The 24,757-nt window shown below is 67.4% G+C and carries 28 protein-coding genes; 12 read left to right on the top strand and 16 right to left on the bottom strand.

The window, feature by feature from the left end; genetic code table 11:
• Nucleotides 1-52: 52 nt before the first annotated feature.
• The 5 genes from fabZ (at nt 53) to KUG41_RS04415 (ending at nt 3,442) form a co-directional block, all read left to right on the top strand.
• Nucleotides 53-481, top strand: coding sequence for a 3-hydroxyacyl-ACP dehydratase FabZ (gene fabZ / locus KUG41_RS04435; protein WP_216901641.1), 429 nt, complete (start codon nt 53-55; stop codon nt 479-481).
• Nucleotides 482-500: 19 nt separating this feature from the next.
• Nucleotides 501-1,307, top strand: coding sequence for an acyl-ACP--UDP-N-acetylglucosamine O-acyltransferase (gene lpxA, locus KUG41_RS04430; RefSeq protein WP_216901474.1), 807 nt, complete (start codon nt 501-503; stop codon nt 1,305-1,307).
• The gene (gene lpxB / locus KUG41_RS04425) at nt 1,307-2,500 is read left to right on the top strand and encodes a lipid-A-disaccharide synthase (RefSeq protein WP_216901472.1); all 1,194 of its coding nucleotides are present in this window, start codon (nt 1,307-1,309) and stop codon (nt 2,498-2,500) included. The genes lpxA and lpxB overlap by 1 nt, the downstream gene beginning before the upstream one ends.
• Nucleotides 2,497-3,123 (top strand): peptide-methionine (S)-S-oxide reductase MsrA, encoded by a 627-nt coding sequence (msrA, locus tag KUG41_RS04420; RefSeq protein ID WP_216901470.1) that lies wholly within the window; start codon nt 2,497-2,499, stop codon nt 3,121-3,123. The genes lpxB and msrA overlap by 4 nt, the downstream gene beginning before the upstream one ends.
• A 115-nt stretch (nt 3,124-3,238) precedes the next feature.
• On the top strand, nt 3,239-3,442 hold the full coding sequence (locus KUG41_RS04415) for a hypothetical protein (RefSeq protein WP_216901468.1): 204 nt from the start codon (nt 3,239-3,241) through the stop codon (nt 3,440-3,442).
• A gap of 3 nt (nt 3,443-3,445) precedes the next feature.
• Here KUG41_RS04415 and KUG41_RS04410 read toward each other — a convergent pair whose 3' ends face one another.
• The 5 genes from KUG41_RS04410 to KUG41_RS04390 all read right to left on the bottom strand — a co-directional run bounded on the left by KUG41_RS04410 (nt 3,446) and on the right by KUG41_RS04390 (nt 7,369).
• The gene (locus KUG41_RS04410) at nt 3,446-3,721 is read right to left on the bottom strand and encodes a hypothetical protein (protein ID WP_216901466.1); all 276 of its coding nucleotides are present in this window, start codon (nt 3,719-3,721) and stop codon (nt 3,446-3,448) included.
• A 70-nt stretch (nt 3,722-3,791) separates the two neighbouring features.
• Entirely contained in the window at nt 3,792-5,282 is a 1,491-nt protein-coding gene (locus tag KUG41_RS04405; RefSeq protein WP_216901464.1) for a leucyl aminopeptidase, read from the bottom strand.
• A 48-nt stretch (nt 5,283-5,330) separates the two neighbouring features.
• Complete coding sequence (locus tag KUG41_RS04400; protein WP_216901462.1) at nt 5,331-5,939, bottom strand: GIY-YIG nuclease family protein; 609 nt, start codon at nt 5,937-5,939, stop codon at nt 5,331-5,333.
• On the bottom strand, nt 5,936-6,595 hold the full coding sequence (locus KUG41_RS04395) for a hypothetical protein (RefSeq protein WP_216901460.1): 660 nt from the start codon (nt 6,593-6,595) through the stop codon (nt 5,936-5,938). The genes KUG41_RS04400 and KUG41_RS04395 overlap by 4 nt, the downstream gene beginning before the upstream one ends.
• A 45-nt stretch (nt 6,596-6,640) precedes the next feature.
• Nucleotides 6,641-7,369, bottom strand: coding sequence for a response regulator transcription factor (locus KUG41_RS04390; protein ID WP_216901458.1), 729 nt, complete (start codon nt 7,367-7,369; stop codon nt 6,641-6,643).
• 148 nt (nt 7,370-7,517) lie between these two features.
• On the opposite strand from KUG41_RS04390, the gene KUG41_RS04385 reads away from it, so the two are divergent.
• The 3 genes from KUG41_RS04385 to pyrF all read left to right on the top strand — a co-directional run bounded on the left by KUG41_RS04385 (nt 7,518) and on the right by pyrF (nt 9,945).
• Nucleotides 7,518-7,841, top strand: a complete 324-nt coding sequence (locus KUG41_RS04385) for a DUF1825 family protein (RefSeq protein ID WP_216901455.1) — start codon at nt 7,518-7,520, stop codon at nt 7,839-7,841.
• Between the two features lie 71 nt (nt 7,842-7,912).
• Nucleotides 7,913-9,220 (top strand): tyrosine--tRNA ligase, encoded by a 1,308-nt coding sequence (gene tyrS, locus KUG41_RS04380; RefSeq protein WP_371734025.1) that lies wholly within the window; start codon nt 7,913-7,915, stop codon nt 9,218-9,220.
• Entirely contained in the window at nt 9,220-9,945 is a 726-nt protein-coding gene (pyrF, locus tag KUG41_RS04375; RefSeq protein ID WP_216901454.1) for an orotidine-5'-phosphate decarboxylase, read from the top strand. The genes tyrS and pyrF overlap by 1 nt, the downstream gene beginning before the upstream one ends.
• 7 nt (nt 9,946-9,952) lie before the next feature.
• Here the strand turns inward: pyrF and KUG41_RS04370 are convergent, their stop codons facing one another.
• From KUG41_RS04370 to KUG41_RS04340, 7 genes are all read right to left on the bottom strand, one after another.
• On the bottom strand, nt 9,953-12,106 hold the full coding sequence (locus KUG41_RS04370; RefSeq protein WP_216901452.1) for a bifunctional diguanylate cyclase/phosphodiesterase: 2,154 nt from the start codon (nt 12,104-12,106) through the stop codon (nt 9,953-9,955).
• A 145-nt stretch (nt 12,107-12,251) separates the two neighbouring features.
• Entirely contained in the window at nt 12,252-13,163 is a 912-nt protein-coding gene (locus tag KUG41_RS04365; RefSeq protein WP_254216831.1) for a mechanosensitive ion channel family protein, read from the bottom strand.
• Between the two features lie 3 nt (nt 13,164-13,166).
• The gene (locus KUG41_RS04360) at nt 13,167-14,291 is read right to left on the bottom strand and encodes a hypothetical protein (RefSeq protein WP_216901450.1); all 1,125 of its coding nucleotides are present in this window, start codon (nt 14,289-14,291) and stop codon (nt 13,167-13,169) included.
• Nucleotides 14,291-15,277 (bottom strand): patatin family protein, encoded by a 987-nt coding sequence (locus tag KUG41_RS04355; protein WP_216901448.1) that lies wholly within the window; start codon nt 15,275-15,277, stop codon nt 14,291-14,293. Before KUG41_RS04355 ends, KUG41_RS04360 begins: the two co-directional genes overlap by 1 nt.
• A gap of 124 nt (nt 15,278-15,401) precedes the next feature.
• A complete protein-coding gene (locus KUG41_RS04350) occupies nt 15,402-16,259 on the bottom strand; it encodes a mechanosensitive ion channel family protein (protein ID WP_216901446.1) in 858 nt (285 codons plus the stop codon).
• A 29-nt stretch (nt 16,260-16,288) separates the two neighbouring features.
• Entirely contained in the window at nt 16,289-17,443 is a 1,155-nt protein-coding gene (locus KUG41_RS04345) for a hypothetical protein (RefSeq protein ID WP_216901445.1), read from the bottom strand.
• Between the two features lie 129 nt (nt 17,444-17,572).
• Entirely contained in the window at nt 17,573-18,145 is a 573-nt protein-coding gene (locus KUG41_RS04340) for a peroxiredoxin (RefSeq protein ID WP_216901443.1), read from the bottom strand.
• 188 nt (nt 18,146-18,333) lie between these two features.
• Between KUG41_RS04340 and KUG41_RS04335 the strand changes: the two genes are divergently transcribed.
• Nucleotides 18,334-18,840, top strand: a complete 507-nt coding sequence (locus tag KUG41_RS04335; RefSeq protein WP_216901442.1) for a DUF1993 family protein — start codon at nt 18,334-18,336, stop codon at nt 18,838-18,840.
• A gap of 7 nt (nt 18,841-18,847) precedes the next feature.
• Here KUG41_RS04335 and KUG41_RS04330 read toward each other — a convergent pair whose 3' ends face one another.
• The 4 genes from KUG41_RS04330 to KUG41_RS04315 are packed head-to-tail and all read right to left on the bottom strand — an operon-like array spanning nt 18,848 to nt 21,233.
• The gene (locus tag KUG41_RS04330; RefSeq protein ID WP_216901441.1) at nt 18,848-19,894 is read right to left on the bottom strand and encodes a DUF3326 domain-containing protein; all 1,047 of its coding nucleotides are present in this window, start codon (nt 19,892-19,894) and stop codon (nt 18,848-18,850) included.
• On the bottom strand, nt 19,891-20,109 hold the full coding sequence (locus KUG41_RS04325) for a hypothetical protein (protein WP_216901440.1): 219 nt from the start codon (nt 20,107-20,109) through the stop codon (nt 19,891-19,893). Before KUG41_RS04325 ends, KUG41_RS04330 begins: the two co-directional genes overlap by 4 nt.
• Nucleotides 20,106-20,459 carry a 2Fe-2S iron-sulfur cluster-binding protein gene (locus tag KUG41_RS04320; protein WP_216901439.1) on the bottom strand — a complete coding sequence of 118 codons (354 nt, stop codon included), beginning with the start codon at nt 20,457-20,459 and terminating at the stop codon, nt 20,106-20,108. The genes KUG41_RS04325 and KUG41_RS04320 overlap by 4 nt, the downstream gene beginning before the upstream one ends.
• Nucleotides 20,460-20,504: 45 nt before the next feature.
• Nucleotides 20,505-21,233, bottom strand: a complete 729-nt coding sequence (locus KUG41_RS04315; protein WP_254216830.1) for a TIGR02466 family protein — start codon at nt 21,231-21,233, stop codon at nt 20,505-20,507.
• 32 nt (nt 21,234-21,265) lie between these two features.
• Here KUG41_RS04315 and KUG41_RS04310 point away from each other — a divergent pair, with 32 nt between their 5' ends.
• The 3 genes from KUG41_RS04310 to KUG41_RS04300 all read left to right on the top strand — a co-directional run bounded on the left by KUG41_RS04310 (nt 21,266) and on the right by KUG41_RS04300 (nt 24,585).
• A complete protein-coding gene (locus KUG41_RS04310; RefSeq protein WP_216901633.1) occupies nt 21,266-22,072 on the top strand; it encodes an integron integrase in 807 nt (268 codons plus the stop codon).
• 397 nt (nt 22,073-22,469) lie between these two features.
• A complete protein-coding gene (locus tag KUG41_RS04305) occupies nt 22,470-23,729 on the top strand; it encodes a DUF4238 domain-containing protein (RefSeq protein WP_256438896.1) in 1,260 nt (419 codons plus the stop codon).
• A 124-nt stretch (nt 23,730-23,853) separates the two neighbouring features.
• Entirely contained in the window at nt 23,854-24,585 is a 732-nt protein-coding gene (locus tag KUG41_RS04300) for an MOSC domain-containing protein (protein ID WP_216901437.1), read from the top strand.
• Nucleotides 24,586-24,757 lie beyond the last annotated feature (172 nt).

Below are 24,757 nucleotides of genomic sequence, written 5' to 3'. Positions count from 1 at the left end.
CCCACCGGCTGTCCCGCCTCCCTGCAGTACCCCCGAAGCGGAGCGTGCGGTGGTGCTCAGCAGCGAGCAGATCCTCAACCTGCTCCCCCACCGCTATCCCTTCGCCCTGGTGGATCGGGTGGTGGAATACATCCCCGGCAAGAAGGCCGTGGCGCTCAAGAACGTCACCTTCAACGAGCCCCAGTTCCAGGGCCATTTCCCCGGCCGGCCTCTGATGCCCGGCGTTCTGATCGTCGAGGCCATGGCCCAGGTGGGCGGCCTGATCGTCACCCAGATGCCCGATCTGCCCAAGGGACTGTTCGTGTTCGCCGGCATCGACGGCGTCCGCTTCCGGCGGCCCGTGGTGCCGGGCGACCAGTTGCTGATCACCTGTGAACTGCTCAGCCTCAAGCGCAAACGCTTCGGCAAAGTGCACGCCTTGGCCACGGTGGACGGGGAAAGAGTCTGCTCCGGCGAGCTGATGTTCTCGCTCGTGGACTGACGTGATGTCCCGTGCAGCCATGGCGACATCCGTGCACCCCACGGCGGTGGTCGACCCACGGGCCCGGCTCGGTTCGGGCGTGGAGATCGGTCCTTTCGCGGTGATCGGTCCGGAGGTGGAGATCGGCGAGGGCAGCCGCATCGGCCCCCATGTGGTGATCGACGGACGGGTGCGGATGGGGAAGGGGAACCGCATCTTCCCTGGAGCCTGCATCGGTCTTGAACCCCAGGACCTGAAGTACGGCGGAGCGCCCACCGAGGTGGTGATGGGCGATGAGAACACGATCCGGGAGTGCGTGACCATCAACCGCGCCACCGCGGAGGGGGAGCAGACCGTGCTGGGCAGCGGCAATCTGCTGATGGCCTACAGCCACATCGGCCACAACTGCCAGCTGGCCGACCGCATCGTGATCGCCAACGGCGTGGCGGTGGCGGGCCATGTGGTGATCGGCGATCGCGCCGTGATCGGCGGGGTGCTCGGCATTCACCAGTTCGTGCACATCGGCACCCTGGCCATGGTGGGCGGCATGAGCCGCATCGACAGGGACGTGCCGCCGTTCATGACCGTGGAGGGACACCCGGGGCGCATCCGCGGGCTGAATCGCGTCGGCCTCCGCCGCAGCGGTGTGACCCAGGCCGACGATGGCGCCCAGTTTCGCCAGCTTCAGGACCTCTGGACCCTGATCTATCGCAGCGATCTGGTGCTGGCGGCGGCTCTGCGGCAGGCGCGGGAGCGGCCTCTGCTGGCCGCGGCCGATGAACTGTGCGCCTTTCTGGAAGCCTCGGTGGGACCGGGCCGACGTGGACCGCTGCCGGCCCAGCGCTGATGGTGCGACTGCTGATCAGCACCGGCGAGGTCTCCGGTGATCTGCAGGGATCCCTGCTCGTCAAGGCCCTGCACGAGGAGGCCAGCCGCCGCGGGCTGCCCCTGGAGGTGGTGGCCCTCGGGGGCAGCCGCATGGAGCGGGCCGGCGCCGTGCTCCTGGCGGACACCACCCGGCTCGGGGCCATCGGCCTCTGGGAACCGATCCCCCTGGTGCTCCCCACCCTGAAACTCCAGGCCAGGGTGCGCCGCTGGCTGCGGGGGCACCCGCCGGATGCGGTGGTGCTGATCGACTACATGGGGGCGAACGTCAATCTGGGTCTGCGGCTGAAACGGCTCTACCCGGACGTGCCGATCACCTACTACATCGCCCCCCAGGAGTGGGCCTTCAGCCTCGGCGACGGCGGCACCACCCGGCTGATCGGATTCACCGACCGCATCCTGGCGATCTTTCCCGAGGAGGCCCGCTTCTACGGCGAGCGGGGCGCCCGGGTCACCTGGGTGGGCCATCCCCTGATCGACACCCTGCAGCAGCGGCCCTCCCGCCAGGAGGCCCGCCAACGGCTGGGTCTGCCGGCGGACGCTCCGGTGCTGCTGCTGCTGCCCGCCTCCCGCCGCCAGGAACTGCGCTACCTGCTGCCCCCCATGGCCGCAGCGGTGGCCCTGCTGCAGCGGCAGCATCCCGATCTGCAGGTGCTGTTGCCGGCCGGCCTGCCGGGATTCGAAGCCCCCCTCACCGAGGCGATGGAGGCCGCCGGCGTCAGCGCCGTGCGGGTGATCCCGGCGGGGGAGGCCGACGGACTGCGGCCCCTGCTCTGCGCCGCCGCCGACGCCGCCCTGACCAAGTCGGGCACCGCCAATCTGGAGCTCGCTCTGCGGGGGGTGCCCCAGGTGGCCGGATACCGGGTGAGCCGGCCCACCGCCTTCCTGGCCAGGCATGTGCTCCATTTCAATGTGGATCACATCTCACCGGTCAATCTGGTGCTGGGGGAGCGCTTGGTGCCCGAACTGCTGCAGGACGCCTTCACCCCCGAGGCCATCGTGGCGGCCCTGACCCCGCTGCTCGACCCGGCCTCCGGGGCCCGGGAGCGGGTGCTGGAGGGCTACGGTCGGCTGCGAGAGGAACTGGGGGAGCCCGGGGTCACCCGTCGGGCGGCCGAAGCGATCCTCAAGCCGTTCTCGGACCCCACGCCATGAATCTGATCGCCCTGCTGCTGGCCCTGCTGGTGGCCATTGGCGCCCCGGTGGCACCGGCCCTGGCCGCCACCGAGGAGGCGGTGCTGGCCGGGGGCTGCTTCTGGTGCCTGGAGCACGATCTGGAGAAGCTCCCGGGCGTGATCGATGTGGTCAGCGGGTACAGCGGCGGCAAGGCGGCCAACCCCACCTACAAGCAGGTCTCGGCGGGGGGCAGCGGCCATCAGGAAGTGGTGCGGGTGCGCTTCGACAACACCGAGATCCGCTACGACACACTGCTTCGGGCCTACTGGCGCAACATCGACCCCCTCGACGGTGGCGGCCAGTTCTGCGACCGCGGCGATTCCTATCGGCCCGTGATCTTCACCACGAGCGCCAACCAGGCCGTGGAGGCGCGCAACAGCCTGGTGGCGGCGGCCCGGGAGCTGGGCAAGCCGGCGGCTGCGATCAAGGTGACGATCCGCCCCCTGTCCCGGTTCTGGCCCGCGGAGGGCTACCACCAGAACTACGCCAATCGCAACAGCGTCAGGTACAACTACTACCGCTGGTCCTGCGGGCGCGACCGAAGGCTGGATGCGGTCTGGGGTCAGCGGGCCCGCAGCAGCCAGCGCTGGAAGGGAAGCTGAGGCTCCGCAGCAAGGTGCTGGGCATCACCTGCTGATGCGCCCGGTAGAGCTTTCCCACCCTGTCAGCGACCGGAAGGATGCCGTAGCGTTTCCATGACGTCGTCAGGGACCGCGTATGTATCTGCTGACCATCCGGGACGGTCTGCAGACCCGCCACTTCGGGCCCTACGCGAGCCCCAGGGAGGCGGCTGACGACCTCGACAAACTCCAGGCGAGCTGCGGTGAGAAAGCCCCCTGGCAGATTCACCGCCTGGCCTCTCCGGCCGAACTGCAGGCCAGCCTGGCAGGACGGGGGGATCCGGAACCGGTCGCGGTCTGAACCTCAGGCCCGGGGAGGCGTGCGGGGGTAGCCGCGCAGCAGCCCGCTTTCGATCATCAGGCCCACGCCGGCATTGATCAGGATCAGGCCGAGCGTGCCGTACCAGACCCATGGCCCAGCTTCCGGCAGGGACTGGCCCTGATCCACCGAGGCTGCCAGGGCCGACCAGGTCTGGATGCCCTTGCGGATCACCCCTTCCCCGAAGAGGCACAATCCGGCCGGCAGCAGCAGCACCCCGAGCTGGGCCTTCACGTACCAGCGGATCTTCTGAACGGCCATGGGCAAGGGTCGGTCTGGATGGCGACAAACCTAGGCCTCAGCCTTCGATGAGCCGAGTGGGGAGGACCATTCAGCAGGCGGCACCGCCCACCAGCCAGGCCACCAGGGTGCGGACGCCGAATCCGGTGGCACCGGCCGGATCGACGCCCCGGGGCTTATCGCTCCAGACGGTGCCGGCGATGTCGAGATGGGCCCAGGGCAACCCCTTGGTGACGAAGTCCTGCAGGAACAGGGCGGCGGTGATGGAGCCGCCGGGCCGGGGTCCGGTGTTCTTGAGATCGGCGATCGGGCTCTTGAGCCCCTCTTTGTAGGAGCTGCGCAGGGGCATCCGCCAGAAGGCCTCGCCGCCGGCCCGGCCAGCCTCGAGCAGGGCCTCGGCCAGGCCGTCGCTCGGCGACCAGAGTCCAGCGATCTCCTCGCCGAGGGCGATCACGCACGCTCCCGTGAGGGTGGCGAGATCGACGATGGCATCCGGCTCCAGGGCGCAGGCATAGACGAGGGCATCGGCCAGGGTGAGCCGCCCTTCCGCATCGGTGTTGTTGATCTCGATGGTCTTGCCGTTGGAGGCGGTGAGCACGTCGCCCGGATGGATGGCGCCGCCGCTGATCATGTTCTCGCAGCTGGCCACGATCACATGCACCTCCAGGCCGGCGGGGCGGATTTCGGCGATGGCACGGGCGGCCCCCAGGACCGCGGCACTGCCGCCCATGTCGTACTTCATCATCTCGATCTGGGAACCGGCCGTCTTGAGGTTGTAGCCGCCGGAATCGAAGGTGAGCCCCTTGCCCACCAGCACCACCCGCCGGGTCACCTCTCCCTCGGGCCGGTAGGTGAGGTGGATGAATTTCGGGGGCAGATCCGACCCCTGGGCCACCCCCAGGTAGGCCCCCATCCCCAGGGCTTCGCAGTCCTGCCGCTCCAGCACCTTGAGGTCCAGGCCGAAGCTGCCGGCGATCGCGGCGGCCTCGTCGGCCAGGGCCTGGGGCGTGGCCTTGTTGGGAGGCGCCGCCACCAGCCGGCGGGCCAGCTCCACCCCGGCGCAGGTGGCTTCCACATGGGCCAGGCCCGCCTCCGCCGCCGCGGCCGGGGAGAGCAGGGTCACCCGACGGGGTTCGCTCCGGGGTTCGGCCTCGCTCTTGAAGCGCTGGTCGGCATAGAGAGCCAGCCGCACGGATTCAGCCATGGCCGCCGCCGCCGCCGCGGGCTCGAGCCCCTCGATCGGCAGCCAGAGGGCGAGCTCCTCGGCACCGGCAGCGGCGGCACTGCGGGCAGCAGCGGCACTGGCCTGGCGCAGGGCATCAAGGCCGAACTGCTCCGGATCCCCCAGCCCCACGAGGATCAGGGTGGCCGGAGCATGGCCCGGACGCTCGATCGTCAGGGTCTGAGAGGGCTTGCCCTCGAAACGGCGCCGCTCCAGCAGGCCCTCGAGGGCCCCACCCACCAGCGTCTCGGCCTGGGCACGGCCATCACCGGCAGCCCCGGAGAAGAGCCCCACCACCAGGGTGTCACCGGACCAGACCTCCCCCAGGGAACCGGAAACGGCAAGACAACGGAACTCCATACGGCCAGGGCGGGCGGGCCGTGATCGTAGCCAGCACCGGCTTCCCTCTCAGCCGGGCTCGGCCGTGAACGGGGTCGCCCAGCGATCCCTCGTCTCCTTGTTGAAGGGCGGCAGCCAGTGACGGATCATCGCCTGCTCCAGGGCCCGGCGGGGGCCGACCGCTGCCGGCACGTCGCACCAGAAGCGAATGCTCGGCCGGGCCTCCAGCCCCACCCGCCCCAGGGCCTCGCCGTAGGCCGCCAGGTAGCCCTTGCAGTCGTGGTCGCCCTTCCAGCGCTGATCGGCCCGCCCCGTCTCGCCCACGTAGAGCAGCAGCGGCACGGACAGCTGGGGAGGGCGGTCCATCACCAGATAGAGCGCCGCCCCCCGGTGGGGAGCCCGGGGCCAGCGCCAGAACGACAGGCTCTGGGGGCTGAGCCCCATGGGATCGAACTGGCGGGCCCGCTCCAACGGGTCGGCGGGGTCGAGGGGGACGGGAAACAGCTGGCCCTGCCGGAGGGCGGCGGCGGCACCGGCCCGGCCATGGAGCGGTTCCTGATGACGGGCGAGGCGGTCCTGCCAGGCGAGCAGTTGCTCCCTCAGCAGGGGAAGCTCCTGGACCGGAAGGGATCCGCAGGCGCTGGCCGGGGCCGGGAACAGTTCCCCCTGCCGGCTCATCGAGAGGGGCGCCGGGCCGGGGGCAGCACCGGGCCGGGGGGAGCCGGATCGAAGCCGACCCTGCCGATCCACCGCTCCATCAGATCGGCGGGCAGCTGCAGGCGCTGCTGCAGATCGGCCAGATCCCGGAATGGTTCCCGGGCCCGCTCCTGGAGCAGCCGCCGGCAACGCTCCGCCGAGAGGCCGAGCCGTTCCCGCAGCTGGGATTCCTCGGCCCGGTTGATCGCCAGGGGGGACGGCGCCACCTCGGGCCCGGGATCGCCGTACCAGCGGAAGCGGAGCACGGGCAGCCAGCAGCGGACCTGTTCGGGCGGGATCTGCAGGGCCTGGGCCAGATCGTCGGGACCACTGAGCTGAACGCCGCCGCTGCGGAGCCGCTGCAGCAGATCCACCTGCTCGGGCCGGCAGCCGGGCAGCCGCAGCCAGTCGGCGGCACTGGCGCGGTTGACATCCAGGTGCCAGCCGAGGGCGGCGGCATCGCGCACCTCCTGCGCGGTCCGTAAGCGCAGACCGGGATTCTGGGCGAGTTTGAGGGCCAGCAGCTCCCGCTCCACCCCCTGTGTGTCCCCATCGCCGGCCGGGGCCGGTGGCGGCAGTTGCCCTGTAGCCACAAGGAACCTGCGGGCCAGGGGATCCAGCCAGTGGCGCCCAGCCATGGAGGCCCGCCTCCGTGCACATCGAAACCGAAGTTAGCGGCTGCCTCAGGGGTCGGGCCAGTCGATCAGCCCCAGCCGCAGGCCGGTGACCACCGCCTGGATACGTCCGCGGACCCGAAGCTTGAGCAGCACATTGCGCACGTGGGTCTTGACGGTGTCGACCGACACCATCAGATCCCGGGCGATCTCATGGTTGGTCCGGCCCTGGACCACCTGGGCGAGCACCTGGCGCTCCCGGGCACTGAGACGCTCCTGCAGGCCGGCACTGAGGCTCTCCTGGACACCCCGGAAGGCCACGGCGAGGGCGGGGTCCAGATAGGGGGACCCCTCAGCCAAGGCCCGCAGGGCCTGGAGGCCGGAGCCATGGAGCAGCCGCGACTCCGCCACGATGGCGTCACAACAGTTCTGGAACGCCGTGGTGACCAGGGGGAGGCGGTGCTCCTGGCTCAGCACCAGCAGGGTGCGGACGCGCGGAAAACGGCGTTTGACGCGCACCACCAGATCCACCCCGCAGCCCCCCTCCAGCCGATCGCTGGTGATGAGGAGCGCAGGTTGGTGCCGCTGCACCTGGGCGAATCCCTCCCCGGCGGTGGTCGCCGCTCCCAGGACCCGGACAGGAGTGGCCATCAGCAGGGCCAGCTGGGTCCGGCTGCCCAGGCAGAGCACCAGCCGGACATCCCGGAGCAGGCTGAGGGCCTGGGCCCCATCGTCACGCACCTGGGGCAGCAGGGGAGTGAGGTCCACGGGAACCGATGGGGGAAGGATCGCTGACATCACCCATCCTCACCAGGGTGCTGGGGCATTTCGGTATCCGCCGTGGCGGGCCATGACCATCGATACATCGATACGTGGATCCGCACTCCCCTCAGGCCGGCAGGCTCTGCAGAATCGAGCTCTTCAGCAGTCCGGAGCGGACGTCGCCATGGCCTTCTTCGATTCCGACATCGTTCAGGACGAGGCCAAGCGGCTGTTCACCGATTACCAGCAGCTGATGCAGCTGGGCAGTGAGTACGGCAAGTTCGACCGGGAGGGCAAGAAGCTCTACATCGAACGGATGGAAGAGATGATGGAGCGCTACCGGGTGTTCATGAAACGCTTTGAACTCTCCGAAGACTTCCAGGCCAAGCTCACCGTCGAGCAGTTGCGCACCCAGCTCGGCCAGTTCGGCCTCACCCCCGAGAAGATGTTCGAGCAGATGGAGCTCACCCTGGAGCGCATGAAGAGCCAGCTGGAGGCAGCGGGCTGAGATGGACGATCCAGCCGGATGAGCCGACGGCCCACTGCCTACGATCGCTGCCACGCAGGCGGCAGCCGTTGATGGGCGAGGGACACCAACCGATGCAGACGGGCCGGCCGATGGCGCCGGACCTGCCCCCGGCCCTGGCCAGGGGAATGGCCGATCTGTTTCCCGCCGGCCCCGAGGACGATCCGGACCAGAGGCTCACGGCCCGGCTGGCAGAGGCGGAACGACAGGGACGTCCCCTGCGGGTGAAGCTGGGCATCGACCCCACCGGCAGCGACATCCATCTGGGGCACAGCATCCTGTTCCGCAAGCTGCGGGCCTTCCAGGACGCCGGCCACACGGCGGTGCTGATCATCGGCGACTTCACCGCCCGCATCGGCGATCCCACCGGCAAGAGCAGCACCCGGGTGCAGCTGGATGCTGCGGCGGTGGAGGCCAACGCCGCCACCTACCTGGCCCAGCTGGGCGAGGGCCAGCCCCCGGAGCGCTCCCTGCTCGATTTCCAGACCCCCGGCCGGCTGGAGGTGCGACGCAACGCCGAATGGCTGGCGGACCTGGATCTGCCCCGGGTGATCGAGCTGCTGGGAATCAGCACCGTGGGCCAGATGCTGGCCAAGGAGGACTTCGCCAACCGCTACGGCTCCGGCACCCCCATCAGCCTGCATGAGTTCCTCTATCCGCTTCTGCAGGGCTACGACTCGGTGGCGGTGCGGGCCGACCTGGAGCTGGGCGGCACCGACCAGAAGTTCAACGTGGCCATGGGCCGCGACCTGCAGCGCCATTTCGGCCAGCGGCCCCAGTTCGGTCTGCTGCTGCCGATCCTGCCGGGCCTGGACGGCGTCCAGAAGATGAGCAAGAGCCTGGGCAACACGGTGGGGCTGATGGAGGATCCGCTCTCGATGTATTCCAGGCTCGAGAAGGTGCCCGACACGGTGGTGGCGGACTACCTCACCCTGCTCACGGATCTGGATCCGGCGGCCCAGCCCGGCGATGCCCGCGAACGCCAGAAGGCCATGGCCCTGGAGGTGACCGCCACCCGTCATGGCCTCCAGGCGGCGCTGCAGGCCCAGGCCGATGCGGCAGGGCTGGTGGCCGCTGGGCTCGCCGGCAAGGGGACGCCGGCGGCGGCCGGGCTGGGCGCGGCAACCGTCCCGGAAGCCTCCCTGGCGGGGCTGGCCTTCCCGCTCAAGGCCTTCTACCTGCTGAGCGCCCTGCAGGTCTGCGCCAGCAGCAGCGAGGGGCGGCGCCAGATCCAGGGGGGCGGCGTGAAGCTCGACGGGCAGAAGCTGAGCGACCCCAATCAGGAGTTCGCCGGCCCGGAGGAGCTGACCGGCAAGGTGCTGCAGCTGGGCAAGAAGACCTTCCGGCGGCTGGTGGCCTGATGGCTGCTGCCGACAGGATCATTCTCGCCCTCGATCGCGGCGACGCCGAGGCGGCCCTGGCTCTGGCGGCGGCGGTCCCGGGGCTGCGCTGGGTGAAGGTGGGCCTGGAGCTGTTCACCGCCGCCGGGCCCGCCGTGGTGCACGACCTGCGCCAGCGGGGGCTGCGGGTGTTCCTGGATCTGAAGTTCCACGACATCCCCGCCACCATGGCCGGCGCCTGCCGCAGCGCCGCCCGGCTGGGGGCCGAGCTGATCACCGTGCACGCCAGCGCCGGCGGCGAGGCCCTGGCCGCGGCCCAGGAGGCGGCGCTGGAGGGATCTGCCGCGGCGGGTCTGCCCGCCCCCACCCTGCTGGCGGTGACGGTGCTGACCAGCTGGGACGCCGAGCGCTTCGGTCGCGAGCTGGCGGTCACGACTCCGCTGGAGCGCCACGTGGGCGACCTGGCGGCACTGGCGGCGGCGGCGGGCCTGAAAGGAGCGGTGTGCTCCCCCCTGGAGGTGGCGGGCCTGCGGGCGGCCCACCCGCGGCCCTTCGCCCTGGTGACCCCCGGCATCCGCCCCGCCGGCGACGAGACGGGTGATCAGAAGCGGGTGATGACCCCAGCGGCGGCCCTGGCGGCGGGGGCAAGCCATCTGGTGATCGGCCGGGCGATCAGCGCCGCGGCCGATCCAGCCGCGGTGTTTGCGGCCTGCTGCGCTGAACTGGGGAGTGGCGAACGGGGCTGAAGCCTCCTCAGACGCTGCCGGCGAAGGGGTCCACCGGCAGGGGGGTGGCCTTGCCGTACAGCCAGCCCTGGCCATGCAGCCAACCCTGGGAGGCGAGCAGACAGGCCTCCTCGATCGTGGCCACGCCCTCGGCCACCGTGTCCAGCTCAAGGCCCTCCGCCACCCCCACCAGGGCCTGGGCCAGCCGCAGACTCTTGTGGTCCTTGGCCCGCATGGCCGCCGTGAAGGACTGATCCAGCTTCAGACCGGCGATCGGCAGATCCCTCAGATGGCTGATCGAGGAATAGCCGGTGCCGAAATCATCCACGTACCAGCGGACCCCATGGGACGCCAGCTGCTGGATCTGCTGGCGGATCCTGTCGGTCACGGTGAGGAGAGCGGTCTCGGTGACTTCCAGATGGAGGCGATGGGGGGCCACCCCAGAGACCCGCAGGGCCTCACACACCAGCTCGGGGTAATCGTCCAGGGAGAAGGTGGCCGCCGACACGTTGACCGCCATGGTGAGTGACTCGGGCAGCCGGGACAGCGCCGCCAGAGCCTGATGCAGGACCACCAGATCGATCCTGGCGATCAACCGGCTGCGTTCAGCGAAAGGAAGAAAGGCCGCGGGCTCCATCTCGATGCCATCGGGCCGGAGCCAGCGCACCAGGGCTTCGTAGCCCGTGACTTCGCCGGTGTCGAAGGCGACGATCGGCATGAACCAGGCCGCGAACTCCCCGGCCGCCAGACCTCGCTGGAGCTCCGCCGCGAACATCAGGCGGGTGTGGGCCTCGGTGGCCAGGGCGTCATCGACGAACGCATAGCAGTTGCGTCCACGGACCTTGGCCTGACGCATGGCGAGACTGGCATCCCGGAGCAGTTCGTCCGGGAGGGTGCCCGCCCTGGCTGTGGCGATGCCGATGCTCACCGTGGGATCGATGGGCTGGCCACCGATCACGATCGGAGCCTGGCAGGCCCTGAGGATCCGCTCTGCGGTGAGGGCGGCATCGGCGCCCGAAGGGAGCGGGCTGAGGAGCACGATGAATTCATCACCGGTGCCCCGACCCACCTGATCGGGATTGCCGATCTCCTTGGTGATCCGGGCGGCGAGGAAGGCGATCAGCTTGTCGCCGCCGGTGTGGGTGAGGGCATCGTTGACCTGGGTGAGACCATCGATCCCGATGCTCAGCACCGCCAAGGTCTCCCCTGAGCCCTTGAGGCCGTCGAGAGAGCGGCGGAGCCGCTCGAGGGCGACGCCGCGGACAGCCAGGCCGGTGATGAAGTCGTGCTGGATGGTGTGATGCAGCTCGGTGCGGATCCGCACCTCGTCATGGATGTCACGGAAGGAGAGCACCCACGCCATGCCCTTCTCACCGGACAGGGCATGGGCGGTGACACCCATCCAGCGCCAGCTGTCGTCGGCACACAGAATCCTCAGCTCCCCCTCGAACGGGCCCCGCTCGTCCAGGTCCTGACCGGCGCGCACGGCCCGGCCCCGATCGTCGCGGTGCACGAACTCAATGGCCGCCCTGCCCATCACGGCGGGCTGCTGCCAGCCGAGCAGGGCTTCAATCGATTCGGACACCCAGAGAACCCGGTGATCCGCGTCCACTTCGATCACCACATCGGAGGCGTGCCTGGCCAGCAGGCGATAGCGCCGTTCCGCATCCTGCAGCTGCTTCTGGGCATGAACCCTGCCTGTCACATCGCGCCAGAGAAAGCAGATGACACCACCAACGGGAACCACACGGATGTCGTAGTGGTGAATGGGACCGGTGGCGCCGTCGTTGGGGTAGTCGAGGGCATCGAGATCCAGGGCTTTGCCGGTCTCCACGACGCGGACGTACTGCTCGAACAGGCCATTGGTAGCGACCGCCGGATGAAGCTGCCGCAGCCGGGCGCCCAGCATCTGACGTTGACTGCGGTGGTGATAGGCGCAGGCCGGAGCGTTGGCGTAGGCGTAGACGAAATCGATGATCCCGCCGCTGGAGCTCCGCTGCGGCACCAGCACAACCAGGGGATCCGGCAGGGCATCGAGGATCGGCTGGCTGTCTGCCCAGGCGCTCAGGCCTGCCGTGAGGGGCCCTGGATCGACGCCCCCGTCGCCATTGGTGCCGGCCTTGCCACGCTCCCTGTCCCGAGGCCTGGGGTGGAGGAATGGAAAGGTGTCAGAAAAACCCATTGAACCCTTACGCCGTCTCCGTTAGTGATGCTGATCCGAAGCAGAAGCGAGAAGGGTCGTCAATGCGTCTGCGGCGAGTCTGACAGGTGCACTTTGAAATAGTAGCGGCTTATTTCCCTGTGGCCACATCCCGACGGTGGGAGGTTCAGCCCTCGGCAGGCGACGAGCCGGCAGGGTCGAGAAGCGCCAGCTGCGGACGGGGGTAGGACAGATCATGGTGGGCAAAGGCCCGCTTGGCCCGCATCAGAAGATCGGTGCGGTAGACGAACTCATCGCGGGCATCCATGGGGTAGCAACGCAACCGGTACTGGGTACCCCAGAGGTGCTCCTCCATCACCACCACGATGGGCAGCCGCAGCTGGGTGTACTGACTGCTGTAGGCCGCCTGATAGAGAATGTCCACCACCAGATCGGGATCGACCGTGTGGTCGAAATAGACATCCGTGGCCACCTGAGCCTCCAGCTTGCCGCTGTTGGCATTCGAGATCGAATCGGTCCAGAGGAGATTGTGGGGGATGGTGATGGTGTTGTCGTCGGGAGTGACCAGCTGCAGACTGCGCAGCCCATAGCCGACGACCTCGCCGTAGTGGTCGCCGATCCTGACCCGATCTCCCACCCGGTAGGACGCTTCAAAGAGGGAAACGACGCCGGCGATGATCGAACTCACGTAGTCCTTGAAAGCAAAGCCCAGTGCCACCGCGAGGGTGCCCGTCAAGGCCAGAAGGTTGTTCTGGGTGAGGTTGAGGAACTGATCGAGCAGATAGGAGACCGTCACGATCAGAATCATGCCCTTCAGGAACGGCACCGACTGTTTGATCAGCAGCCGGTAGCGGCGTGCCACCTTTTCGGACAGCCAGCCGGTCAGCCGTTCGATCAGGAAGATGCCGGCGTAGGCCAGCAGGACGGCCACCACCGCACCGATGGACTTCATCAGAGTGACATCGGCGAGGATGCGCTGCGTCGCCGTCTCGGCCCGGGCGGCGGCCGGCAGGATGGTCGCGGCCAGAGCGACCAGCAGGACCCTGACCCGGCGGCGGCGGAGCGTGGCTGAAGCCATGGGTCAGGCCTCCCAGGTGAAGAAATTGTTGTTCGCCAGCTCCTTCACCAGGCACGGGTAATGGGACGGCCGCACGGCCAGTTCCCCCGCGGTTTCCTCAATCACGCCCTCGCCGAGAAGCCAGTGGATGCGCGGCTGGAGCCGGTGACTGGGCAGCCCCAGCCCGAAGGCGAGATGGTCCCGGCGCATGGTGCTGTGGATCAGGAGGCTGTGCAGGAGATAACGGTCCTCATCGGTCAGGCTGGGCAGATCGGGCAGGACAGGCTTCACCTGCCGCAGCCCACCTTCGTCGTCGGCCGGAGCCAGACGCAGGCTCCCCAGCCAGAGCTCGGCGGCGATGCGGCTGCTGCCGGCGGCGAGTTCAGCCAGCTGGCTCCACCGGTCTGCTGCCGCGTCCTCAGCGGTTTCAGGCCCTCCAGGCACGGCCGCAGTCTCTGGCTTCAGCTCAAGCCCCTCGGCCACGGGGGCCAGCCACTCCCGCAGCTCGGAGCCTTCGAGGGATGGAAGGAATCTGGCGGCGGGGAAATAGGAGCTGATCTGGCTCACGTGGTCGAGAAACTTCCAGGCCCAGCTGCTGCAGCCCAGGAGCCAGAAGCTGTCGCGGCGCTCGAGAATCACCCGGCGCAGTCGCTCGATGCCGCTCCAGCCGTCGATGCAGCGCAGAAAACACTGATCCAGGTTGGGCAGGCTGAGCAGCGACGCCTCCCCCTCTGCGGCCCCCGACGCTCCCCTCCCCTCCAGGGCGGCGGTGAGCATGCGGGGGGTGTTCTCCGGATCCGCCGGCCGCCGATGGCAGGGCAGCAGCGTGTGGAAGCCGGAGGACGGACCCTCCCGCTCGGCCAGAACTGCCTCGATCACCGGCGTGATGGGCTCAACAGGACGACCGAGGACGACCAGCACGTTGGCGGCCTCCGGATCGGCGCGCCAGGCCTCGATCGCTTCGCCCAGCGCCTCACGCACAAAGGCCTGAAGGGGCGCCGGACCATCGAGGGCTTCGATCCGCCGCCCCAGTGCGAGGGCCCGCTCCCGAGGGAGCGGTTCGAGGGGATCATCGGCCAGCTGGGAGGTCTTGCGCGTGAACCAGCTGTCCAGGCCCGCATGGAGAGAATGGAGCAGGGGAACAGCCATCAGAGAAGCTCCTTCAGAGCCGGCAGCTGGTCCTTCATGGCCCGGTAGCCCTTGCGGATGATCCTGTTGGCCTTGTGGAAATCAAAGATGGCGAAGTCGTTCAGGACCGGCTCCAGCAGGACGTCGGGTGCGTGGGTTTCCAGCCGGCTGCGGGTGACCTGTTGCTCCATGACATTCAGTGAGGTGCCGATCACATCGAAGATGTTCGGCCCGGGTTCTTCGGAGGGGAACCACTGATCCACCTTGTCGTTCAGTGTGTCCTTCATGCTCTGGTAGCGGTCGCTGAGGCTCTTCAGGAACGATTCCCTGCGGCGTTTCGACGCCTCGCTGGAGGTGCGGGGGGTGCCATCCGTCTCGGCCTCCTCCTCCTCTGCTTCGTCAGGGGCGGCCACCGAGCAGATGACCTCGGCCCGCGAAGAGGGCGCGAGACCACCGGTGACATCATTGCGGTTGAGATTCACCGCGATCACGACTTCCGCCCCCATGCCGCGGACCACATCCACCGGCACTGGGTTGACGATACCCCCATCACCGAGGAAGAGATCGCCATGGCAGAAGGGCGTGAAGATTCCGGGCACGGAGATGCTGGCCCGCACCGCATCCACCATGGAGCCGGAGCGGATGTGGACCTCTTCGCCCTTGATCAGATCAGTGGCCACACAGCAGAACGGGATCGGGGATTCCTCGATCAGCATCCCCTGCATGTGTTCTGAAAGCAGTTCATAGACCTTGTTGCCATCCAGCAGACCACTGGTGGGGAAGACCATGTCGAAGTAGGAGAGCATGTCTCTCCAGCTCAGATCCTGGATGAACTCTTCCAGCTCATCCAGTTCGCCTGCGCAGTGGATGGCTCCCACCAGGGCTCCGATGCTGGCTCCGGAGATGCAATCGATCCGGATCCCGGCCTCCTCGAGGGCACGAATCACACCGATGTGGGCCCAGCCTCTCGCTCCTCCACTTCCTAACGCCAGCCCGACGCTTTTCATGGTGCAGGAATCGGAAAGGGGGAGTGAACTCTAGTCACGTGGCAAAGGTTGCGTGATCGGGCACAAGTCGGTGCGCGAATGATCTCCCTGATGCGAAGGTCCTGAAACGGAAGGAGTAGGCAGTTCAATCGCTTGCAGACTCCGTACCGGAGGGGGGAGCCGAGGTTGCCGGAAGGCTGGAGGGGGGGACTGCTGAGTTCTCCGGGATGCCTCGCAGGGCCAGCGTTTCGAAGGGCATGTCGACCCCGGCGTCGCGAAGCGCCTCAAACAGGCGCTCTCTCAGGGAGTGGCGCTCAGGGATGTGCAGCTTCTCGTCGGCAAGCCACACCTGGAGCTCCATGGCGACGTTGTAATCGTTCAGAGCCGTGACCACCACCCTGGCCGGTGGCTCCGTCACCAGCAGGGCATGTCCCCTGCAGACGGAAAGGGCAATCGTCCGAACCCTGTCGAGATTCTCCTCCACACCCACCGTGAAGGGAATATCGAGCCGGAGATGGGGAAAGTTTGTATAGGAGGCAACGATGGAATTCACCACGATGGTGTTTGGCACCGCCAGCATTCTGCCGTCCGGCGTCACCACCCGGGTGGAGCGCATGGTGATCCGGTCGACCCGTCCATAGTGGCCGCCGACCTCAATGAGATCGCCAAGCACAAAGGGCCGGTCCCAGAAAATGAAGATCCCGGAGATCATGTTGGAAAGGGCATCCTTGGCGGCGAATCCCAGGCTCAGCCCCACCACACCCAGGCTGGCAAGGATGGAGGTGGTGTTGATGCCCAGACGCCCCAGGGCCGTGATCACCCCGATCGACAGAATCAGATATTTCAGCAAGGTCAGCAGAAAATTGCCGGCGGTGGGATCCAGATCCGCCCGCTGCACGGCCAGGCCCATCGCCTTCTTGACCAGGCGCCACACCAGCCAGGCGCCCAGAAGGATGAGCACGGCGGCCAGGCCCTGGGGCATCCAGGCGAGAACCCCAGCCATGGTTGCTTCGCTTCCGTCGTGAACCAATCCTAGGCCGAGCGTCCGGCATCATCCCGATCGATCAGCTGGGCGGCCCAGCGGCCGAGGGGCCCTGCCTCTGTCAGCTGCTGGCGAAGACGCTGCAGCTCGGCCGTGCGCCGCTCCAACCGCTGGGCCTCGGTGGGCACCCGGTCCTCGAACGGCACATGGGCCCTGGCCGCCAGCCAGGCCCCCAGGCTGCGCAGGGAAGCGGGATCTTGGCCGCTGTGGTCGACGGTCAGGGGCCTGCCGGCGGAGCGGGTCGCCTCCAGGCGATAACAACGATCACCGTCGGAATCGATCGTTTCGGTCAGCTGCAGGGCCCTGGCTTCCCCCAGGGTGCGCAGGCGGCCTGCGAAGCGGCGCTGCAGCACCAGCCGGCGGGGCTCCAGTCGCCACTCCCGCCGCCCGAACAGCAGCCACAGCAGACCCCAGCCGCAGGCCAGGCCCAGAGCGCCCAACACCAGCACCCCCACCCACAGGGCCGGCCGGGTGAGGGCGCCGCCCACCAGCAGGGCCAGCAGACCCCACACCAACAGGCAGACCAGTCCCATCGCCAGGGACTGCCGGCGCCGCAGCCCCGGGTGGGGCACCAGCAGCGGGCTGTCGAAGGAGGGGCTGACCTCCTGCCAGCCCGCCGGCAGAACCGCAGGCGCCGGATTCGGCTCCCGGGGCTCAGGCCGCGGCCCCAGGGCCCGGTTGAGCTGCTCGGCGGCCTCCTGCCGCTGGCGCAGGTTGCCCAGGCGGGTGATCTCGAGCGTGCGACCGGGAAGTTCGGCCACCAGGGCGCCACCCCGGGCGGCCTCGGCCTGCACCCGGAAGCGAAGGATCTCCCGCCAGGGAAGGGCCCGGCGACGACGGAACGGCCCCAGCCGAGCCAGGCACTCCAGGCGGCCGTCGTCGTGGAGCACCAGCCGATCCTCCGACCACAGGCAGCGCAGCACCAGAGTCAGGGCGACGATTCCCCCCCAGCTCCAGACACTCACCCACAACAGAACGAAGACCACCACCGCCAGCGGCCCCTGACCGGTGGTCAGGAAGGTCCACAGAAACCAGAGGGCGAAGAGTTCTCCCGCCGACCAGGCACACAGCCAGAGCGAGAGGAACCCCGCCACGAAGAACCGGCCGACACCGTGGGGACGGAAGCGCAGGCTGGGCGTGGTCATGGGCTCATGGTGCCGAGCTGGAAGCCGGGCTGCATCGGTCGGCACGGGAATCGCAGACAGAAAAGCCCCCCGTTCCCTGATGGAACGGGGGGCGAGAGCACAGAAGCGTTGGCGAAGGGAGTCGCCGGCTCAGCCGACGAATTCCAGCACCGGGGCGGAAACGCCGGCGGAGGCGGTGCCCTTCAGGTAGGCCAGCATGGTGTCGGCATCGGAGACCTCGAAGGGGTCAGCGGGGCAGTTGTCATCGAAGCCGGGCTCCACGAACACTTTCTCGATGGCGCCGTCATTGACGAGCATCGAATAGCGCCAGGAGCGATCACCGAAGCCCAGGTTGCTCTTCTCGACGAGCATGCCCATCTTGCGGGTGAACTCGCCGTTGCCGTCGGGCAGCAGGAACACGTTCTTGGCACCCACTTTGTTGCCCCACTGGTACATCACGAAGGCATCGTTCACCGACACACAGACGATGGAATCGATGCCCAGCGCCCTGAACTCCTCGTAGAGCTCCTCATAACGGGGCAGGTGGTTGGAGGAGCAGGTGGGGGTGAAGGCACCGGGGAGGGAGAACACCACCACCTTCTTGCCCTTGAAGATGTCGTCGCTGGTGAGATCCTGCCAGCGGAAGGGGTTGGAGCCGGGCACGGATTCATCGCGGACGCGGGTCTTGAAGACGACGCTGGGGACCTTTTCGATGACAGCCATGAAATTGTGTGAAGAACGACTTGACGAAGCACCGCATCACGCGGCGATCTACCTCACCTTAACTCATAACCGATCCGCTTAAGCGGCTCCGGGTGCTGGGTATTTCTGCTCAACGTCTTCCCCGCGGAGCGGGCCGCCTGGCCGACCTAGGTTCGTTTTTCTGTCCCCGCCGCCGCGCCACCACCGCCATGACCCTCTCGATGTTCGAGGCGGCCGTTCCGCCCCTGGCCCGCAGCCTGACCAACCTGATCGCGATCCTGCGCAAGGCCGCCGCCCACGCCGAGGCCCGGGGGATCGAGCCGGCGGTGCTGCTGCAGGCCCGCCTCTACCCGGACATGTTCCCCCTGGTGCGGCAGGTGCAGATCGCCACCGACATCGCCCGGCGCGGCCTGGCCCGGCTCGCCGCCGGCGAGGCCCCGGCCATGGAGGACAACGAAACCAGCTTCGAGGAGCTGATCGAACGGATCGAGGCGACCCTGGCCTACCTCGCCACCCTGGCGCCTGAGCAGATCGACGGCAGCGAGGCCCGGCCCATCGAACTGCCGGTGCGGGGCGAAACGCTCCACTTCACCGGCCAGGCCTTCCTGCTGTTCTTCATCCTGCCCAACGTCTACTTCCACGTCACCACCGCCTACGACCTCCTGCGCCACAACGGTGTGGAACTGGGCAAACGGGATTTTCTCGGCGAGCCCTGAGGCCCCTTCATCCCCCAGCCAGCGGCCGTCGCAGGGCCGCAGGATCAATCCCCTCCCGCAGGGCCAGCACCAGCCCCGCCGCCTCCGCATAGCTGGCGGCGGCGATCACCGGCAGCCCCAGGGCCGCGCCAGTGACCTCCAGCAGGCAGGGGTTGCCCTCCACGGCGATCAGGGGCACCCCCCGCTCGGCGCAGGCCAGCACCGCCTCTCCCCCTAGGACGCCCGCCGGGGCCACCACCGCCCCCAGGTCGGCGCCATGGAGCAGGCCCGAGCCGGTGGCGGGCTCCGGCCGCAGGCCCGGGGCCCGGCTCAGACCCACCAGCACGCAGGGCAGGAAGGTGTGGCCCAGCTCCTCGGCCGCCGCCCTGGGATCCAGGGCCGGATCGGCGGGCAGGGGCGCCAGGGCCGGAGCATGGGCGCAGGGAACGCCGAGGTGGCGGCTGAGCAGATGGCTGATCACCGCCTCGGCTCCGGCCAGCCCATCCACACCCGTGCCGTGGCGGTAGGCCGCCAAAGCCTCGCTGCCGGGCTCATCGGGGAAGCGGGCCACCACGGCGATGGCCGTGGCGCCGGCGGCCACCAGCCGCTCCCCCGCCCGCAGCAGGGCATCGGGGCGGTTCAGGCTGCCCCAGCTGCTGCCGCTCGGCCCCAGCGAAAGGGTCACCCCCAGGGGCACCTCCGTGGTGAGCACGGGGCCGATGCGGAGCCCCAGGCTGGCCCGGCAGGCGTCGATCACCTGACGGTGGCGCAGGGCCAGCTCCGCTTCGATGGCCCCATCCAGCAGCACCCCCAGGCGCTGGGACGGCACCGGCGCCAGGGCCAGGTCGCCGGCGGCGAAGCGATCCAGGCTCCAGCCCTCCACGTAGTGGATCTGCCGGTCGCTCCAGTAGAGGGCGGCGGCGTTCATCACGTTGGGATGGGTGATCAGACAACCGCTGGCGGCTGCCAGCAGCCGGGCCGCCGGCAGGCCGTCGCCGGCGAAGCCGCCCACGGCGCAGCCCACCCCGGTGGGGATCACCAGCAGGGTGGGCAGGGGCGGCACCGCCCCGCTCACGGGCCGGGCTCTCCCGCTGGCCCCACCACGATCCCCTCCAGCCGCAGGCCCCGCACGGGATCCACCGCCGTGACCGCCCAGCGCAGGGGCTCGGCCCCCTCACCGGCCAACCGGCGCGCCTCCGCTCCCAGGGCCGCCAGCAGCTGGTGCAGGAGGGGGCCGGGCGCCGGCTGCAGCCACAGCTCCAGGGGCTGGAGCTCAGGCGGCGGGTTCATTTCTGGAACTGACCGAACTGGGCCTCGTAGAGGGCGTCCTCCTGGCCGGCGAGCAGGTCGACGTCGGAGCGGGGATAGGACACGCACAGGAGCGCATAGCCCTGGGTCTGCAGCTCGGCCTTGACGCCCATGGCGTCGGGCTGGTGCACCGTGCCACTGCGCAGCAGGGCGGCGCAGGTGGTGCACACCCCCGAGCAGCAGGAGCTGGGCAGGGGCACCCCGGCCGCTTCGGCGGCGTTCAGCACCGTCTGGTCGCTGCGGCAGGGGAAGCGGTGGGGGGCGCCGTCGAGGCTGGCGCTGATCTGGAAAACGGAGACCGTCGCGGCGGGCGTGGAGGAGGTCTCGGACACGGGCTCGGACACGGGCGGGCGGACGGAGAAGAGAGGGGGCGGGGCTCAGGCTCCCGGCGTCGGGCCATCCTCTCCGATCGCCAGCCAGCGGCCGGGGTGGGGGGCGAGGTACTCGCCCGGGTCCGGCGCGGTCGCCGCGGCGGTGAGCACCACATCGAGGCTCAGGGAGAAGCGGCTGTCGTCGGGGTCGCCGTTGGGCAGCACCGCATGGTCGACGCTGGAGGGGAACAGCAGCAGCAGGCCGGCCCGGGGGGCCACGTCGTGCCAGGGCTGGTTGAGGTCGGCGGCGGGGTCGATCGGCCCGTCCTGGCCCACGGCCAGCCCCGGCACCAGCTCGTTCACCGGCCGGGGAGGGAACAGACGCAGGCAGCCGCTGCGACCGCTGCCGTCGCCGTTGAGGTAGTAGATGGCGCTGAGGTGGGCGTTGGGGTGGTGGTGGCGCCCCACCTGCGCGCCGGGCTCGCTGATCACCGGCCAGCAGCGCTGGACATGCAACGCCAGCCGCCGGCGATCGAAGCCCAGCGCGTCCAGGTAGGCCCGGGCATGGCCGGCCAGTTCAGCGATCAGGGGGGCGAACAGGGGGTCGTGGTGCAGCTCGCCGGCGCCGTGCACGTCTCCGGTCCAGGCCACGCCCTCCTCCTGCGGCGCCTCACCGCGCAGGTCCAGGATCCGCTGCAGCAGCAGGGCGGTATCGAGCGGGTCGGGGGCCAGCTGCACCCGGCCCAGGGCCATGGGGAAGAGGGGCTGGATCGCCAGGGGGGCGGGGGCGGCCATGGGCGGAGGCGAGAGGGCACGGCGAAGCAACGATCCTGCCGGCGACCCGGGGGCAGGCCGAGATCAACGCCTTCCTCACCCACCTGGCGGTGGAGGAGGGGGTGAGTGCCTCCAGCCAGACCCAGGCTCTCTCGGCGCTGTTGTTCCTCTATCGCCATGTGCTGGGGACGACCCCGGGCGATCTGACGGGGGTGGTGCGCGCCCGGGTGGGGCGGCGCCTGCCGGTGGTGATGACACCGGCGGAGGTGCAGCAGGTGTTGAGGCGCCTGGAAGGCACCACGGCCCTGGTGGCCGGCCTGCTCTACGGGAGCGGACTGCGGCTGATGGAAGCCCTGCGGATGCGCGTACAGGATCTCGACGTCGGGCAGCGGCAGATCACGGTGCGCAGCGGCAAGGGGGACAAGGACCGCATCACCCTGATGCCGAAGCGGCTGATGGAACCGCTGGGAGCGCACCTGGAGGGGGTGCGGCGGCTGCATGATGCAGATCTGGCCGCCGGCTGCGGCCGGGTGGTGCTCCCCCAGGCGCTGGGGCGCAAGTATCCGAACGCCGCCGTGGAATGGGGCTGGCAATGGGTGTTCCCCCAGACCCGGCGATGGCGTGATCCATCAATCAGGCAGAAGGACGTGCGAAGGGCAGTGCAGGCAGCGGGGCTGGCCAAACGGGTGAGCTGCCACACCTTCCGCCATTCCTTCGCCACCCACCTGCTGGAAAGGGGCACCGACATCCGCACCATTCAGGAGTTGCTGGGCCACAACGACCTGCGCACCACGATGATCTACACGCATGTGCTCAACCGGGGCCCCTGCGGTGTGCGCAGCCCCGCCGACCTGCTGTGATCCGCCAAGGGCGGTGCGATGGCGTGCATCACGTGACCGGTGATGGTCACCGCAACACGCAGACAGCTGGCCGGAATGGCTGCGGGGGAATGGCTTTTGGGCCTCAAGTCAGGTGTCGGTCGGCCACATATCCGGCGGAGAATCACCCCGATAATCCCTGAACTGGCATGGGCAAGACCGATCCGGGGCAGCTACCTTGACCGGGACGACTTGTCCTGCATGCATCACGGTTCCTTTATGAACCCAAGTCAGGGCTCACTGAGCCAAGGAAGCCCAGTCTGTGACGAACGCTCTCGATTGACTGGACTGAATATCCGCTGCATAGGCGGCGTGGCAAGAGACCGCGGGAGTGCATCACGGAACCACCCATTTAGTAGTTAGGCGAATTTGACCGATTATGCCTCCCATACCAAGAAAGCATCACTATGTCCCTCAAGCTTTGCTGAAGAGTTTCTCACCAAGGCCTGGCACGGATCAAGTTTTCGTCTATGACAAGAAAACAGGGACGCGATACAACACAGCAGTTGTCAACGCGGCAGCAGAACGAGATTTCAACAGTGTCCGCATCGGTGAACAGACAGTTAACTATGAGATGCTTTTCCAAGAGGCCGATAATCGCTTGGCGATAGCCATCCAAGAGCTGTCGTGCAGAAGGTCGCTTATACAAGTAGATGAACAAGTCGTTGACGATTTGGCCGCTCTTGTGGCTACTCAACTTGTACGCACGAAGATAATGAGAACATCGCCCATGGAGTTGTCCAATCAACTCTCGGATTGGCTGGATGTCCAAGGCCTTGATCGAACGCAAGTTATTGATGATGATACTGCGAGGCAGATCGCCTTCGCTAAGCTCTTCGAACTGGATCAGATTGTCAAGCTTCTGAGAAATAAGAACATAGTCCTGCTCGTCTCAGAGACTGGGGGCCTCTGCATATCAGATAATCCAGTAGTAATGAACAACTCCTTCCCTTACGGCAGGATTGGGCTTGATGCACCAGGAATAGAGATATACTTTCCTGTTTCGCCGCACATCAGCCTGGCCTTGTACTGTCCAAGTATTCACGAAATCTTGTCAGAAGCAATCAATGAAAATCATCCCAGGCCCGCACCAAAGGAGAAGTTCTCCTACCGATTGAATAACAGTCTCGAATTGGGAGAACCATTGGTGATCTACGATCGCTACTGCATGGCCCTCAACGAGTTGCAAGTCTTGCAGTCCAGCAGATTTTTGTATGCATCTAACGAAGACTTTGGCTTTGCTGCAGCAGTTATAGGAAGGAGTCATAAAGCCAGGGAAGTTCGTTCTCTGTATTCAATTGGAAATTCACCCGTTCCTCCCGCTCCTGGCCTGCCAAATGGAGATTGGCTGGTTCTGGAAAAGGGTCATTGTCATTACTGCCTCTCGATCACCTGGCTTAATCCCGAGTCGGTCTACATTGATTTTCAGACCACTGACTTAGCAAAGCTTGATCAAATCACTGGTAGTCAGCCATTTAAGTCCGCCACATTGTATCGCAATGGACGGGGAGTGCGTGGAATGGGGGATGTCGTGATTGTGAATACAATGATAGGACAAGAGAAGGCCTTTAGGGTAGAGCACTCAGACCACGCGTTGAACGAACTGCTACGCCAAACTGGTGAAAATCCGATCGCCTAACATCCAGATGCAGAAGACGGGACCAAAGATTGAGCGCCATACGCGCAAGCTCTCACCCGCTTCTGATCTGGAGCGTTAGGCATGCGCTCCGTATGGCTAGGCCACCTCAAGGCAACTGACGGACATGGAAACCGCCGAGTTCGCGACATCCAACAACTCTGAGGCCAGGGTCATCCGGCTGTGGCGTTATCCGGTGAAGTCCATGCTCGGTGAGAAGTGCGGGCATCTCACTGTCGATAAGCGTGGCGCCAAGGGTGATCGTCTCTTTGCGGTGCGTGACGCCGATGGCAAATTCGGAAGCGGAAAGACGACTCGCCGCTTTCGCAAGATCGATGGTCTGTTTGGCTTCCGAGCGGTGTACGAGCACGAAACTCCAAGGATTACGTTCCCGGATGGCCGCGAGATTCTAGGCAATGACTCGAGTATCCATACCGCGTTGTCCGACGCACTGGGCCAGCCGGTCACACTTGCGCGGGAGAGGGGTATTTCGCACCTAGATTCTGGGCCTCTCCATCTGATTGCAACGGCGTCACTGGCGTGGCTAAATCAGCTCCTCCCGGATTCCCGTGTCGATGATCGTCGATTCAGGCCAAACATCCTGATTGAACTTCCCGGCATGACTCAGCTGGAACGACTCTGGCTCGGCAAGACGCTTCGAATTGGGGAGGTCATCCTGCAGGTGGACGATCTTACGGAGCGATGCGTCATGGTGAACTTTCCCCAAGACGATCTACCGAACGATCCTCGGATACTGCGGAGCCTTGGCCGCGATATCGGTCCGCATTTCGGTGTGTATGCCTCGGTCCGAGCTCCTGGCACGATCAAGCTGAATGACCGGGTCTTTGTGGTCACGTGACTGGCCCCACCATGTTCACCCCTGCCTAACACCACGTTCGACCGAACCGCCAGCTCGCATGCACTCGCTGTGGCCGATTGACGTGACCCCCATCAGTGGTCCAGTTCCTATGAGAGCTGGTGGGGTGATCAGGCCGCTTTCCATTGCTGGAGGACTTCCATAGGCGTACGCC

The sequence above is a fragment of the Synechococcus sp. CCY 9618 genome, assembly GCF_019038415.1.
GTDB lineage: Bacteria > Cyanobacteriota > Cyanobacteriia > PCC-6307 > Cyanobiaceae > Cyanobium.
This window is presented reverse-complemented; position numbering and strand designations above follow the sequence as displayed.